Source organism: Bittarella sp. HCP28S3_D9, assembly GCF_052065655.1.
GTDB lineage: Bacteria > Bacillota > Clostridia > Oscillospirales > Ruminococcaceae > Bittarella > Bittarella massiliensis.
Map to the genome: position 1 here is coordinate 14,045 of NZ_JBQHTP010000028.1, position 13,878 is coordinate 27,922.

The 13,878-nt window shown below is 61.1% G+C and carries 12 protein-coding genes, 6 tRNA genes and 2 rRNA genes; 1 reads left to right on the forward strand and 19 read right to left on the reverse strand.

Going from position 1 to position 13,878, the window contains the following annotated elements; all coding sequences use genetic code 11:
- Positions 1-143 precede the first annotated feature (143 nt).
- The 11 genes from ACTNAU_RS12170 to mltG all read right to left on the reverse strand — a co-directional run bounded on the left by ACTNAU_RS12170 (position 144) and on the right by mltG (position 11,667).
- Complete coding sequence (locus tag ACTNAU_RS12170; protein ID WP_441098573.1) at positions 144-749, reverse strand: nucleoside 2-deoxyribosyltransferase; 606 nt, start codon at positions 747-749, stop codon at positions 144-146.
- Positions 740-1,297, reverse strand: a complete 558-nt coding sequence (locus ACTNAU_RS12175) for a nucleoside 2-deoxyribosyltransferase (RefSeq protein ID WP_185916382.1) — start codon at positions 1,295-1,297, stop codon at positions 740-742. The genes ACTNAU_RS12170 and ACTNAU_RS12175 overlap by 10 nt, the downstream gene beginning before the upstream one ends.
- 272 nt (positions 1,298-1,569) lie before the next feature.
- Positions 1,570-2,307 carry an elongation factor P 5-aminopentanone reductase gene (gene ymfI, locus ACTNAU_RS12180; protein WP_441098574.1) on the reverse strand — a complete coding sequence of 246 codons (738 nt, stop codon included), beginning with the start codon at positions 2,305-2,307 and terminating at the stop codon, positions 1,570-1,572.
- Between the two features lie 183 nt (positions 2,308-2,490).
- Positions 2,491-3,567: a BMP family ABC transporter substrate-binding protein gene (locus tag ACTNAU_RS12185; RefSeq protein WP_059005540.1), complete on the reverse strand. Its 1,077-nt coding sequence runs from the start codon at positions 3,565-3,567 to the stop codon at positions 2,491-2,493.
- 42 nt (positions 3,568-3,609) lie between these two features.
- On the reverse strand, positions 3,610-4,401 hold the full coding sequence (locus ACTNAU_RS12190) for a BtpA/SgcQ family protein (protein WP_441098575.1): 792 nt from the start codon (positions 4,399-4,401) through the stop codon (positions 3,610-3,612).
- The gene (locus ACTNAU_RS12195) at positions 4,398-5,519 is read right to left on the reverse strand and encodes an SIS domain-containing protein (protein ID WP_441098576.1); all 1,122 of its coding nucleotides are present in this window, start codon (positions 5,517-5,519) and stop codon (positions 4,398-4,400) included. The genes ACTNAU_RS12190 and ACTNAU_RS12195 overlap by 4 nt, the downstream gene beginning before the upstream one ends.
- Positions 5,503-6,450 (reverse strand): carbohydrate kinase family protein, encoded by a 948-nt coding sequence (locus tag ACTNAU_RS12200; RefSeq protein WP_441098577.1) that lies wholly within the window; start codon positions 6,448-6,450, stop codon positions 5,503-5,505. The genes ACTNAU_RS12195 and ACTNAU_RS12200 overlap by 17 nt, the downstream gene beginning before the upstream one ends.
- Before the next feature lie 118 nt (positions 6,451-6,568).
- A complete protein-coding gene (locus ACTNAU_RS12205) occupies positions 6,569-7,318 on the reverse strand; it encodes a MurR/RpiR family transcriptional regulator (RefSeq protein ID WP_441098578.1) in 750 nt (249 codons plus the stop codon).
- 129 nt (positions 7,319-7,447) lie between these two features.
- Positions 7,448-9,364, reverse strand: coding sequence for an O-antigen ligase family protein (locus ACTNAU_RS12210; RefSeq protein WP_185916376.1), 1,917 nt, complete (start codon positions 9,362-9,364; stop codon positions 7,448-7,450).
- A gap of 86 nt (positions 9,365-9,450) precedes the next feature.
- A complete protein-coding gene (locus ACTNAU_RS12215) occupies positions 9,451-10,044 on the reverse strand; it encodes a DUF5662 family protein (RefSeq protein WP_441098579.1) in 594 nt (197 codons plus the stop codon).
- Between the two features lie 690 nt (positions 10,045-10,734).
- A complete protein-coding gene (gene mltG / locus ACTNAU_RS12220; RefSeq protein WP_441098580.1) occupies positions 10,735-11,667 on the reverse strand; it encodes an endolytic transglycosylase MltG in 933 nt (310 codons plus the stop codon).
- 190 nt (positions 11,668-11,857) lie between these two features.
- Here mltG and ACTNAU_RS12225 point away from each other — a divergent pair, with 190 nt between their 5' ends.
- The gene (locus ACTNAU_RS12225) at positions 11,858-12,673 is read left to right on the forward strand and encodes an ion transporter (RefSeq protein WP_441098581.1); all 816 of its coding nucleotides are present in this window, start codon (positions 11,858-11,860) and stop codon (positions 12,671-12,673) included.
- A gap of 180 nt (positions 12,674-12,853) precedes the next feature.
- On the opposite strand, the gene ACTNAU_RS12230 is transcribed toward ACTNAU_RS12225, so the two are convergent.
- From ACTNAU_RS12230 to ACTNAU_RS12265, 8 genes are all read right to left on the reverse strand, one after another.
- Positions 12,854-12,929 (reverse strand) — tRNA-Thr (locus ACTNAU_RS12230).
- Positions 12,930-12,934: 5 nt separating this feature from the next.
- Positions 12,935-13,010: transfer RNA gene (locus ACTNAU_RS12235), tRNA-Trp, on the reverse strand.
- A 12-nt stretch (positions 13,011-13,022) separates the two neighbouring features.
- Positions 13,023-13,099, reverse strand: a tRNA-Ile gene (locus ACTNAU_RS12240).
- Between the two features lie 3 nt (positions 13,100-13,102).
- Positions 13,103-13,178 (reverse strand) — tRNA-Asn (locus ACTNAU_RS12245).
- Positions 13,179-13,185: 7 nt separating this feature from the next.
- Positions 13,186-13,302, reverse strand: a 5S ribosomal RNA gene (gene rrf / locus ACTNAU_RS12250).
- 122 nt (positions 13,303-13,424) lie between these two features.
- A tRNA-Glu gene (locus ACTNAU_RS12255) sits at positions 13,425-13,499 on the reverse strand.
- A gap of 112 nt (positions 13,500-13,611) precedes the next feature.
- A tRNA-Lys gene (locus ACTNAU_RS12260) sits at positions 13,612-13,687 on the reverse strand.
- Positions 13,688-13,794: 107 nt separating this feature from the next.
- Positions 13,795-13,878: ribosomal RNA gene (locus tag ACTNAU_RS12265) — 23S ribosomal RNA — on the reverse strand; the annotation flags it as partial.

Below are 13,878 nucleotides of genomic sequence, written 5' to 3' on the forward strand. Positions count from 1 at the left end.
CCTGGTGCTGCTGGGCTACTTCTTCGGCGGAAAATAGCCCCCCTTTTTAAGAGAGCGACCAAAAAGAGCTGTGCCCCGGGCCGACCGGCCGGGACACAGCTCTCTTTTTTCTCGGTCCGGGAAGGGCGCCTATCCCCTCCCCCTCACCCCTCCGGGGTGTAGGGCGGGTATCCGGCGGCCGCCAGCTCCCGGTCAAAATCGGCCCGGGCGCGCTTCATGGCGTCCTCCATCGTCCCCTGCACAAAGGTGAAGGGCACCCCCAGAAAGAGGTTGTAGGGCAGGCCCCTGTCCTCGATGAGGTAGCTCTGCCCGTCCACCCAGCGGCCCTCTAGATTTTGATGCTTGGCGCCGGAAAAGCGCTCCACCAGGGGGCGGATATCCTCCATAAAGGCGTAGCAGCGCAGCCCCAGGGCCCAGGCGGCCCCGCACTCAAAGGCGGTGCCGGAGTCGGGCTCCTGCCCGCGGCGGAAGTCGTTGAGGTTGGCGATGATCATGTCCGAGCGGTAGATCTGGTTCATGTCGTGGGTGAAGATCTTCTTCTCCAGCTCCTCCTGCGAGTTGTCCGCCGGGGTGTACTCCCGGTACTGATCCTCCCTGGCGGGATCGGGGGGGAAGATGCCGTCGATGCCGTAGCGGTGGCTCAACTCCACATACCCGGCGCCGATCTCCATTCCGTTGGGCCAGAACATGTCCGGCCCGGCCAGATAGGCCACCGGGCGGCGGACCACCCCATTTTTGTCTACAAACACCGGTGTGCGCCCCCTTCCTCGTCCTGCTGGATCCGCTCCAGCGCCTCCTCAAAGCCGCCCTCCACCATGGGTGCGTGGGCGGACATCATCAGGTTCAGGGGGCCGTTTTCCAGAACGATCCCCTCCTTGTCCCGCCAGCCCTTGGAGACGGTGCCCTTGTTCTGGTTTTCGGGGGCGGTGATGTCGATTTGCTCCCCCGGCTCGTCCTGGTACTTCTCCTCGGTGAACTTCTCGGCACAGCTGCGCAGGTCGTCTAGGTAGAGGTAGATCTTCTTCCCCCAGACATAGCCCGCGCCCAGGACAAAGCAGGCCCCCGAATCGGGCTCCCAGCCGCGGAAGTTGTTCATGTCCCCCACCAGGATGTCGCAGCGCCGAACGGTCTCCATCCAGCTGTGGAAGTCGTCCTCCACCCGCTGTCCGGCGCAGTCGGGCTCCAGCAGGGCAAAGCCCCGCGCCTCGCAGGCCCTTTGGTATCTCTGCCGCTGCTGTTCCCAGTCCGGCGCATACCGCTGGGGGGTGCACAGGCAGATGGTCTGTTTGCTTGCCATTTCATCACTCCTCGATCGATTTGGCACACCACCAGTACAGGCCGACGGAACGTGTCTCCACCAGCGTTGACCAATGCGTACGCCACCAGTATAGGGAGAAATCGCCGGGCTGTAAATGCGCAAAGCCCCCAAAAATAGACGGGGCTTTTGATGTCCCCCTACAAGGATCGCCCCGGGCCGTTGACAGCCCCTCTCCCCTTCGCTATACTGGGCTGGAAACCAAAAAACAGAGAGCCCCTTCCCGCCGCTGGGAAGGGGCTCTCACCCTCTTTTTAGGCGGGGAAGCCGCCCCCCACCTCCAGCACCTGGCCGGTGACGAAGGAAGCCCCCTCCCCCGCCAAAAAGAGGACCGCCTGGGCCACCTCTTCCGGCCGACCCAACCGGCCCAAAGGGGTGGCCTCGGCCAGCTCCCGGCGGTCGGCGGGGCCGAGGTGGGCGTTCATCTCGGTGTCGATGACGCCGGGGGCCACACAGTTGACCCGCACCCCGCTGGGCCCCACCTCTTTGGCCAGGGCCTTGGTCAGGCCGATGATCCCCGCCTTGAGGGCAGAATACGCCACCTCGCAGGATGCCCCCTGCACCCCCCAGACCGAGGAGAGGTTGACGATGCTGCCGCCCCCGGCGCGGATCATCCCCGGCAGGGCCCGCTGGCAGCAGTAGACCGCGCCGTCCAGGTCCACCCCGCAGAGCCGCCGCCAACCCGCGCTGTCCAGGTCGGTGAAGAGGCCCTGGCGGGGGGCGATGGCGGCGTTGTTGACCAGGGCCGCCACCGGGCCCAGGTCCCGCTCGACCCGCGCAAACATCTCCTCCACCGCACGGCGGTCGGAGACGTCGGCCCCCACTGCCAGCACCGCCGCACCGGCCGCCGCCAGCTCCCCCGCCAGGGCCTCGGCCGCCCCGCGGCTGTGGCAGTAGTTGATGGCCACCTTCCACCCGGCGGCGGCAAAGGCCCTGGCGCAGGCGGCGCCGATGCCCCGAGAGCCGCCGGTGATGAGCGCCGTTCTCCCCATCGCGCTTCCCCTCCATCCTTTTTTCTTCAGTGTGAGTATAGCACAGCCGCCCCCCTTTGGGCAAATGCGCGCCGGCCGGCACAGCGAAGGGCTGCACCGGCCGGCGCGCAAACTGGTCAGGGGGCCTGCCCCCTCGCCCCGGAAAGGACAGAGGGGGCAGTGGCGATGGCCCCTGGCGGCCCTTTACAGCCGCACCGAGTCGCGGATCTTTACAAACTCGCTCTGCTCCATGCCGAAATAGCTGCTCACCTTGATTTTCTTCTCGACAATCTCACCCTTGATCTCCTCCAGGTAATCCCGCACCTCCTGGGGGACCATCTCTTTGTAGTAGTCGTCCTCCACCAGGGCGGTGACCCCCTCTTTGACCCCCATGGTCTCCAGGGTGCCGTAGGCGAGGGTCCCCTCCACCGTGCCCTTGAGCATATTGTACATGGCGATGTCGTTTCGCTTGAGCATGGAGGTGATGATGACGTCGGCGATCTCGGGCTTGCTGTCCAGGAAGAAGGCCCGCTGGTCCGCGTCCACGCCGATGCCCAGGGCCCCCTTCTCCTGGCAGGCCTCAAACATCCCCAGCCCGGCGGCCCCCGCCACCTGGTGCAGGATGTCGGCCTTCTGCTGGATCATCAGCAGCCCCATCTCCTTGGCCTTGGTGGCGTTGACAAAGTCGCCCACATAGGAGATGGCGATCCTGCCGTTGGGGTCGGCCCGCTTGCTGCCCTCGACAAAGCCCACCAGGAAGTCGTTGATGACGATCACCTCTGCGCCGCCCAAAAAGCCCACGATGCCGGTCTTGCTCATCTTCTGGGCCAGGACACCCGCCAGGTAGTCCCCCTCGTTCTGGGCGTAGTAGACGGCGAAGACGTTGGGCATCTCCACCTGGTAGTCGGGGGGGATGTCGACGCCGATGAACTTGGTGTCCGGGAACTCCTGGTAGTGCTTCTCCACGATCTCCATGAACTCGTTGCCCGAAAAGGCCACGATGTCGTTGTTCTCCGCCGCGTCGATGACCGAGGGGTCAAACTTGGATTTGTCCGTCCCGTACTCCACCACCTTGATCTCCAGCCCAAAGTCCTGCGACGCCTTCTGGAACCCCTCCCAGGCGATGTCGTTGAAGGCCTTGTCGCCCAGCCGGTCGCAGAGGTAGGCTGCCTTGAGCGGTTTCTTCTCCTCCCCCGCGTCCCCCTTTCCACAGCCCGTCGCAAAGGCCGAAAGGCCCAGCACAGCCACCAGCAAAATCGACAGCATCTTCTTTTTCTTCACGGTACCATTCTCCTCTCTGCACCGGCTGGCCGCCGGCTCTCATCACTGTTTGGCGAACGCCTCCGCCACCTCTCTGCAGGCGCGGGGCGACAAGTCGGCGTAGGGGCCGCCGGGGGTTTTGAGACAGCTGCCGATGATAAAGCCCTGCGCCCGCCCCTTGAGCTGCCCGGCGTTTTGGGCGTCCACCCCGCCGCCGATGAGCAGGGGGGCCTCCGTCGCCCGGCCGGCGGTCTCCAGCATCTCCTCGGTGCCCCGCCGGTCCTTGCCGGTGAGGATCAGCCCGTCGGCCTTGCAGCTCTGCACCGCAAAGCGGGCCATCTCCCCCAAATCGGTGTCCCCCAGGGGGTACCCCTCCCTGTCAAAGACGTCGGCGAGAATGTCCACCTCCCCGGCGCCGATCTCCCGCCGGTAGCGGACGGCGTCGTAGTAGAGCCCCTCCAACATGCCGGTCATCTTCACCATGAGGCCGCAAAACACCTTGATGCGCACGTAGTCGGCGCCGGCGGCTTTGGCGATGGCGATGGGGGCCCTCCCGTCGTGGTCCAGCAGGGTCACCCCCAGGGGGATGGAGAGGGCCTTCTTGACCTCCCGCGCCACAATGGCCATGTTGGCCACCGTGTCCGGCGAGGCGGCGCGGCCCACCGGCTCATCCCCCACGTTTTGCAGGAGAACGGAGGAAAAGCCGCTCTCCTCCAGCACCCGGGCGTTTTTCACGCAGTGCGCGACGATCTCCTCCAGGCTCCGCTCTCCCCCCAGCACGCTGGTGGGAAAGGGGGGGACGTGCAGGACGCCGATGGTGAAACAGCCCTCTCTCAACTGGTTCAAAATGCTCATTTTTGCAGGTCCTCCCGATAGGCGCTGTTGTGCAGCGTGTTGTAGTGCTCCTCCTTGGCCTCATCGCTGGCGAAATCGCAGCTCTCGACCCCGCTCACCTTGCAGATGTGGTAGCCGAAGAAGCCCAGCAGGGCGCTGATGACCAGGGGGGTGTACCGCTCGGGCAGGCCGGGGGCGTAGGTGATTCGGTGGCTGGCCTCCGCCCTGTCCAGGCCCCTCTCTGTAAAGAGGATGCTGTTGGCGCCGATAAAATTCATCTCCCGGATCAGCTCCACCGCCCGGCTGTACCCGCCGCCCTGGGGGGCGCAGATCAGGATGGAGGTGTCCGGCCCGCTCACGAAGAATTTGAGGTGGGCCCACTCCTCCAGGTCCTGGGGGATGCCGTCGATCCGCTTGCCCTCCACCAGTTTGGCGGCGCCGAAGTGGGCCATCGACTGGTTGGGCCCGGCCCCCAAGACGGTGAACTGCTCGGCGTCGGCGCAGCCGGCGCAGATTTCCCGCACCCCCTGCTCGTTTTCGGCCAGGGCCTCCTCCACCGTGTCGGCGGCCCGCAGCAGCCAGGCCCGCTCCCGCTGGGCGTCCTCCTCGCCCAGGTGCCCGGTGCGCAGCCCGATCTGCAGGGCGCAGAGCTGCAGCATCAGCAGGGCCGCCGTAAAGGAGATGGTGCCGGGGGCGTACCCCAGGGAGACCACCTGGTAGCACAGGGCCCCCTCCGCCGCCCTTGCCAGGGGGCTGTCGGGATTGCCGGTGACGGCGATGACCGCCGCCCCCCTCTTCTTGGCGATCAGGGCCGACTCCACCGTCCGCGCCACCGTCCCCGAATAGCTGATGACCAGCACCAGCGACCCCTCCGGCAGATAGTCCGCCTCGTAGCGGCAGAACTCCAGCGCCTCGCAGGCCACGCAGTCCACCCCGGTCAGGTCCAAAAAGGTGTAGCGGGCCGCCTGGGCGGCAAAGAGGGAGTCCCCGCACCCCACCGCGTAGATCTTCTTGATCCCGCTCTCGGGAAGGAGGTGGGCCTTCTCCCGGATGGCCGCCTCAAAGTCGGTCACCCCCTTTCGGATGACCTCCGGCGTCAGCGCCAATTCCTCCCGCATGATGTCAATTCCCGTTGCCACTGTCTTCACCACTCCTCTTCTCTTTTAAATAGGCTTCCAGCCGCCCCTCGGCGGCGCTCCTCTCGGCCTCGAACAGCCCCTGGGGGCCAAAGCTCTCCACTGCGTAGGAGGCGGAGATCGTCCCGCAGCAGGCGGCTTCCACCAACTTCCCGGTGCGCAGAAGACCCGCTGCCAGCCCCCCGCCGAAGGTGTCGCCCGCGCCGGTGGTGTCCACCGCGCGGGTGGGGCGGCAGGGCAGCCGCACAAACCGATCCTCCGCCCGCTCGTAGAGCAGGCACCCCTCTGCCCCCCGCTTGATGACCACCGCGCCCGGCCCCCAGGAGGCAAAGGTCCGCGCCGCCCCCTCAAAGTCCCGTTCCCCCTCCAGGGGGCCCAGCAGCCGCACCGCCTCCTCCTCGCTGGGGAGAAAGACGTCCACCCAGCGCAGGGCGTCCCTCACCGCCTCCCGCCGCCCGCTGGCGTCCCCCTCGTAGGGGTCCAGCAGGACCAGGGCCCCCGCGCGGTGGAATGCCTCGGCCAGCTCCCGCTGGTTGTCGATGGGCAGGGCGGAGAGGAAGGCCGCCCGGCAGCGCCGGTAGGCGGGGGGGATGTCCTCCGCCCGGGGCGACATGGCCTCCCGGGTGCCCGGGGGCGACAGCTCGGTGAACTGCCGCCCGCCGTCGGCCCGATAGACGGCCAGGCTGTGCAGGCTGGCCCCCGGAAAGAGGGGGACGCCCGCCAGGTCGATGCCCGCCTCCCGGCACCGCTGTAAGCTCTCGGGGGAGAAGTCGCCGGCCCGGCGGGAGAGCATCCCCACCCCGGGGCACCAGAGGCGGGCCCCCAGCGCCCCGTAGAGGGCGTCGCCCCCAATGACATTTTCCTGCCGGCTGCCGTCGGGCAGGGAGACGTCGTCCAGCGACAGGTTGCCCGCAACCACCAGTTCACAGTTCATTCGATCCCTCCTTGTCGGTCTCTGTTTGACAGCTTTAGGATAGCACAAAAAAAAAGAGAGGCCATTCGATCCTCTCATTTATATACAAAACATTTTCTATTTTTGCGCCAGATGTGTATTATTTCACCGGCGGGCCGATAGGCAGGTCGAACAGGGCCCAGTACTGCTCCGCCAGCTTGCGCAAAACCAGCATCACCGGCACCCGGTCGGACACCTCGTAGCCCTCGATCTCCATCTTCTGGGTGTAGCAGTAGAGGCGGCAGTCCGCCATCTGCGCCAGGGTGTTGCGGCAGAGGGAGGTCAGGCTCACGCAGTAGGCCCCCCGCGCCTTGGCCATCTGCACCGCTTTGATCAGCTGGTCAGTCTCCCCCGACACGCTGATGACAAAGGCCAGGTCCCCCGGCTCGGCGTGGTCGGCACTGTAGTACATGTCGTGCCGGTAGTCAAAGGACTCGGCCGTCTTCCCGGTGCACTTGAGGTAGTGGGCCATGGTCTCGCAAAAGGGGTTGGTGTTGCCGATGCCGTAAAAATAGACCCGCCGCGCCCGCTTCAGCCGCCGCGCCACCGCGGCCAGCTGGCCCTCGTCGAGCATCTCCAGCGTCTTTTGGATGTTGATGGGCACCTCCACCCTGCCGGCCGGGGCGTCGTACTCCGCCCGCAGGGCCACCTTGAGTTCGGCAAAGCCGGTGTAGTGCAGCTTTTTGGCAAAGCGGACCAGGGTGTTGGGGACGGTGTAGAGGACCGCGGCCAGCTTTTGGATGGAGAGGCGCTCCAGCTCCCCCCGGTGCTGCCGCAGGTAGTCGGCAATGGCGTCGTCAGTGTCGTTCAAACTGTCCTCATAGGCGATCAGCCGCTCGGCAAAGGTCACCGTTCATCCCTCCCTTTTGGATCGTTGCTTTTTCTATTGTATCTGAATTCCCGGCAAAAAACAAATCGCACCGGCGCGAATGCGGGGGCAAAAAAAGCGCCCCGGGCCGGTGGGCCGGAGCGCGGGCAGCTAGAGTTCCTGCGAGGGGGGGACCGAGTGGTCGGTGTAGAGGGGCACCCCGGTGATCCGCGCCAGGGCGCGGGTGGGGCGGCCGGGGGCCGGCATCTGGTGGGGCGGCTCAAAGCCAGAGAGGTGGACCATCTCAAAGTCGTCATTGTGGCGGCGGTTGTAGAGAAACAGGCTCTGCAAGGCCGGATTTTCGCCGGTGTAGTAGAGTTTGTCCAGCACCAGGTTCCAGTCGTAGTCGGGGATGTAGTGGCGCAGGGCCAGCCGCGGGAAGAGGAGGGAGAGGGCCCGGTAGACCCGGTCGCGCCAGCTGTGCTGGTAGGGGAGGACGTAGGTGAAGCGGTACTCCCGCTCGCCGCTCTGGGCGGGCTTTTCCCCGCGGGAGGGGCGCTGGAGCAAAAAGGCCACCTTGGCCCCCGCCCCGGCGAAGATGGGGCTCTTCTCCAGCAGGTCCTGCGCCCGCTCCCGGGAGACGCCGGAGATAGCCACCGTCGGCTTCCCCCGCTTGACAAAGGCGGAGTACTTCTTCTCCAGGTGGATGAGCATGTTGCCCGCATAGCCCATGAACATCCAGAAGATGGCGGTGGTGAAGTCGATGTGAAAGACCAGGGCCTTTTCGGCAAAGGCGTAGATGCCGTAACTGAGGATAAAGGCCATGACGTAGGGCAGCACCCCCCGGTCAAACTTGCGGTATTTGCGGTTGAACACCCCGTTGAGGATGGACCAGAGGTAGCTGACAAAAAAGGTGCAGCAGCAGACAAAGCCCACCACCCCGGTGCCCACCAGGATGGTCAGGTAGGCGTTGTGCAGGTCGGGAAAGCGCAGCCCGTCCTCCAGGTAGCGGTCCCCCGCCGTCTCGATGTTGGCCGGGCCCACCCCGAAGAGGGGCTTGTGGGTAAAGATTTCCAGCCCCTGCTTGACCAGCACGTCCCGCCCGCTGCCCAGGGGGCGCTCGCTGCCGCCCAGCACCACCACCCAGTCGTCGGTGTCCTGCACGCTGACCTCGTTGAGCAGCTCCTCGTTCTCGGTCACGGTGTACATGATGGCGTCGGCCGTCCCGTCCTGTACCGCGGTGCGGGTGAGGAAGATGCCCCCGCAGATGAGCACGGCGGCCAGCAGGAAAAAGACAGACTGGCGGCCCACGGTCTTCCAGTTGATCTCCTTGAGGTAGCTGATGCGCAGCCCGCAGGCCAGCATCACCCCATAGCCCCCCAGCAGCACCAGGGCGGCGTTGCTGTCGGTAAACCAGAGGGAGACCAGGTTGACGGGGATGGAGAGCCAGAGGAAGGCCTTGGCCACCTTCCGCATCTTCTGCTTGCGGCGGTGGTCGATGGTCAGGAGCATCTGGGCGCAGACGATGCTCAGGGCGTTGAGGAAACCGGCGTAGTTGGGGTTGGTGAAGATGCCGTAAAAGCGCCCCTCAAAAAAGCCGAAGTGGTAGCCGTCGATGGTGATGCTGAGCCGGTAGGTGACAAAGAGGGCCCCCGCCAGGGTGATGGCAGTCACCAGCAGCACGATGATCTTTAGGAGGATGCGCAGTTCCCGCTGGGCCTTGTGAAAGTCCATTAAGCTGGTGCAGCCGAAAAAGACCACAAAGTAGAGGGCGGAATACCCCAGGGTGAAAAAGTTGAAGAGCAGGTTGTCCCGCCAGTTGAGGAGCACCGAGAGCAGTGAGGCCAGCATGAACAGCCCAAAGGTAAACCAGTGGCGCATCTGAAAGTAGAGGCGCTTGATGAGCACCACATTGACAAAGACGCAGATGGCCCAGACGCCCAGAACCAGGTTGACGGCGTTGAAGATGCGGTCGTAGAAGTTGACGTAGTAGAAGATGGTGGCGGCCAAAAAGGCCACGCGAAAAACGCCGGCGTTGCCCAGCGTCTTGTCAAAGAGATGATATGCTTTTTTGAGCGGAGCGCTCAACTCATCACTTCCCGTCCCCCTGCGCGAAGGGGGCATTTCTCTTCTCTTCAAAGTACTCCCATTATACGGCCTGGGCCATTTTGTTGTCAAATTTCGCCCTTCTTTTTGCCGCCGTCTTTCCCTCTCCCTCGCCCCTCGTCCCGCTGCCGGGCAGCGGGCAGCACCTCCCGCCGGATGTAGGAAAAGACCGCTTCCTCCCCCTCGTCCTTCAGCCGGCAAAGCAGGTCTTCCAGCAGGGCCCGGGTCTCAGGGTGGAGGATGTAGTGGGGCTTGGAGCGCTGGTAGTAGTCCCAGGGGTCTCGGTCCACATAGGCCTCTTTGCGGTAGGTGCGGCTGGCGGCGATGCGGTCGCAGAACATCTCCACCACATACCGCACCGGCATCTTCATCCCCGCCAGGGCGTGATCGCCCTCAGGGGAGTAGTCGATCCAGTACTCCAGGTGGTGCTTGTTGCGGCCTTTGTGGTGCAGCCAGGCCGAACTGTACCCCCGATCCTGCCGCTCAGCGTCGTTGGGGCTGCGGTTGCCCTGAAAGTAGCGGGCCCCCACCCAAAACTCGGCGGGGCTGTATTTGGAGAGGTCGTGCAGCAGGCCCTGCCGGTAGAGCCCCACCTTGAAGCAGTACTGGCGCACCAGTTTTTTGTGGTGGTTGACCGTCTTTAAATGGGAGAGCCACTTCACGGCCCTCACCCCTTTCGCGCTGTAAAATCGGGCGGCGGGGGCCTCCCCCTTTTCCGCCTTTCCCCATCATATCGGATTGGCCGGGATTTGACAACTGAAAAATCGCCCCAAAGGCCCCTTCCCCGAAGGGCTGTTGCAGCGGTCGCGAGCCCCGCGTATTTCCAAAGCAAAATGAAATGCGCATTCCCTTCTCATTTGAGGGCGCGGCCGGCTTAGGAGACAGCCCAATAGGACCTGAAGAAAAGAGCCTCTGTGGAGGGGCCAACTGGATGGGAGACTGCGTTCACGGATGAATTGCAGCGGGGTACAAGCCGGCAAAAGCCCCGCCCTTTCTGTATGGTCTTACGGCGCTTCCACCAGGTCGACAGGGGTCTGTGCAAAGGCCCTCTCGCCTGCAACGAGAACAGATTTGGGGAAAGCGCTTAGGGGGACGGCAACTCGCCCCTTTGGAAATCCAGCCGATGGAGGCCTCCCCTCCCTGCGGGAAAAGACAGGCTGCCGAACCCGCACCGAAGGGGCCTGTACAGGCCCCTTCAGCAATAGCAAAGAGCAAACGGGGAAGATACCGCCCTTCTGTGCGTCCTTTTTTGGCGCTCCCAGCGCAGGGCAGCGTCCAACCGGGAGGCCCCAAATCCCCTCTTCCCCCTGCCGATCTTTCATCAAACCAGGTAGGGAGCTGGAAAACAGCCGCTATTTTTGCACCCCGTACTGCTCCATCTGGGCCTCGTGCTCCTCCAGTGTTTTGGAATAGTGGTTTTGGTTGTCGTTTCCAAAGAAGAAATAGAGGTACTCGCTGGAACTGGGGTTCTGGGCGGCGGCAATGGCCCGGGCGCCAGGGTTGCAGATGGGGCCGGCAGGTAGCCCCTTGCACTTATAGGTGTTGTAGAGGGGGGCGAACTTGCTCTGATTTGCCACCAGGGAGTTGCCGGTGATGTAGTTGTTGACATACTCCCGGGTGGGGTCGGAGTCCAGCCGCATCCCGGCGGCCAGCCGGTTGTGAAAGACCGAGGAGACCATCTTCATGTGCTCGGTGCTGCGGGTCTCCCGCTCGATGATGGAGGCCAGGATCAGGGTCTTTTCAGAGGGCATTCCCGACTTGGCGGCGTAGTTGTTGAGCATCTTGCGCAAAACCGACTCGGCGTCCTCCCCCTGGTAAAACTCGTAGGTATCAGGGAAGAGATAGCCCTCCATCTTAAAGGCGCGGTTAGAGGTGGCGGGGACAGTGAAGGATTTGACGGTGTAATTCTGGGCGGTGCTATAGAAATCTGCCGCTGTGCAGACCCCCTTTTTCTCAAGGGTATTGGCGATCTGCATGAAGGTGCTGCCCTCGGGCACAGTGACCCGCACCGTTTGGCGGGACTGGCTGCCCTCGCCAGAGCCCTCCTCCCCCTCTTCGCCGGAACCGCCGGTCTCCTGGGCGGCCTTCTCGGCTGCTTCCTTCTCCTCCTGGGCGGCAATGGCTTTTGGGGAAAGGGTCCCCTCCTCTTCGTCGGAGAAGAGAGCGGCGCTCTCCACAAAGGTGGCGCCGGCAGTGGGCCCCACTGCCTCTGCCTTTTTGCAGCCCGCCAAGAGGGTGAGGCAGACCAGGGCCGCCAGGAGGGCCTTCCAATACGCGTGTTTCATCGTCACTTCCCCTTTTTCGACTATTTTATCTATTATAATATATTCATTTAAAAAAGGGAAGCTGCCCAAACACGGCCTTTAGAAATCCTCCTCATCACTCATCGAAATCTTTAGTTTAAAGATTTGTCGGCTGGCTTACTATGTCATAAAGTGCTATTATAGTGTTAACTATAATTGGCAGGTGTCATATATGAAACATATAAAAAAACAACTGTTTAAAATCATTCAAACGGCAGAGGACGGAGATCGACTCAGCAAAGCCTTTGACTTATCAATCATTTTCTTAATTATAGTAAATGTAATTATCGTTATAGTAGAGACGTTTACAATTTCGAATAGTCTGCGGACAATATTTTCACAGATTGAAACCGTCTCAGTCATTATTTTTACCTGTGAATATATATTGCGCGTTTGGACCGCAGATTTGCTCTATCCAAATGCCGGGCCGGTAGTATCTCGCTTAAAATACATCTTTTCCTTTATGGCAATCATTGATTTATTGGCTATCCTGCCATTCTATATTCCCTTTGTCATTCCTGTCGATTTGCGAGTACTGAGAATGCTTCGCGTTATTCGCCTTCTTCGCCTATTCAAAGTCAATCGATATACCAATGCACTTTCTAAAATTGGAGAAGTTTTCAAGCGCAAGGCCAGCCAACTTTTTTCCTCTATGTTTGTCGTCTTCTTGCTGATGGTAATTGCTTCCGTGATTATGTATAATGTCGAAAACTCGGCTCAACCAGAAGTCTTTAATAATGCTTTTTCTGGATTGTGGTGGGCAGTCGCTACACTTACAACCGTCGGCTATGGGGATATATATCCAATTACCGTTGCTGGCAAAATTCTGAGCGCTATTATTGCCGTTTTGGGAATCGGATTGGTAGCAGTCCCAACTGGAATTATTTCTTCTGGTTTTATGGAACAAATTGAGCAAGAAAAGAAAAGCCAAGAAGACCACAAAGATAAAAAGCATTTTTGTCCTTATTGTGGACATCAAATTGACTAAATATCCTTTCTCTTATTTCCATGCAAAAATGCAAATTGATTTTCTGCCCTTCAATTTTAAATATAACAACGCTGTTATCTTTTCTTCATTTTTCATACATGTGTTTTCGCAATCTAATTACTAATAAAAAACAAGAATTCCACAGATTACACAATCGACGTAATCTGTGGAACTCTTGTTTGGAGCTGCTAGGCGGATTCGAACCGCCGACCTCGTCCTTACCAAGGACGCGCTCTGCCGACTGAGCCATAGCAGCATACGTGGCAGGGGCAGAAGGACTTGAACCCTCGGCACGTGGTTTTGGAGACCACTGCTCTACCAACTGAGCTATACCCCTAAATGGTCACATTGGTGGGCCTTCAGGGACTCGAACCCCGGACCGACCGGTTATGAGCCGGCTGCTCTAACCAACTGAGCTAAAGGCCCTTCTGGCTCCCCCTGCCCGGCTCGAACGGGCGACCCTGCGGTTAACAGCCGCATGCTCTACCAACTGAGCTAAGGAGGAATATTTGTGTCGGCATCGCCCTATTTTCCCAGGCAGCTTCCCGCCAAGTATCTTCAGCGCTGCGTAGCTTAACTTCCGTGTTCGGGATGGGAACGGGTGGATCCTACGCGCCATCAACACCGACTTCGCCAATTGCTCTGCAAGTGGCCTTGACATCTGCCTCAAAGTCCATCGGACTTTGTCTTTGCTTTCGCAAAGCACGGCATCTGTCTGTATATAATGAACGACTTTCGCCGTCATTATTCCTGGTGACCCGTGGGGGAATCGAACCCCCGTTACCGGCGTGAGAGGCCGGTGTCTTAACCGCTTGACCAACGGGCCAAATCAATTGCAGAGCAATTGATTCTGACATTTTCCTCAAAGTCTCAAGGACTTTGATTTTGCTTTGCAAAATACGAAAAATGTCCCCGTCAACTCACTCTACAATCGCTTTTGGTGCACCATCAGGGACTCGAACCCGGGACCCACTGATTAAGAGTCAGTTGCTCTACCAACTGAGCTAATGGTGCCTAAACAAACTGCTTCGCAGCCCGCCGGACTTTCGCCCGGCTCCTTCTGCAAAAATACAGCTTGAAAACTGAATAAAGGGGAATAGACTGAATGAGAACCGCTTCACAAGGTCAAGCCCTCGACCGATTAGTACTGCCCAGCTCAACACGTCACCGTGCGTACACCTGCAGCCTATCTACCTCGTAGTCTT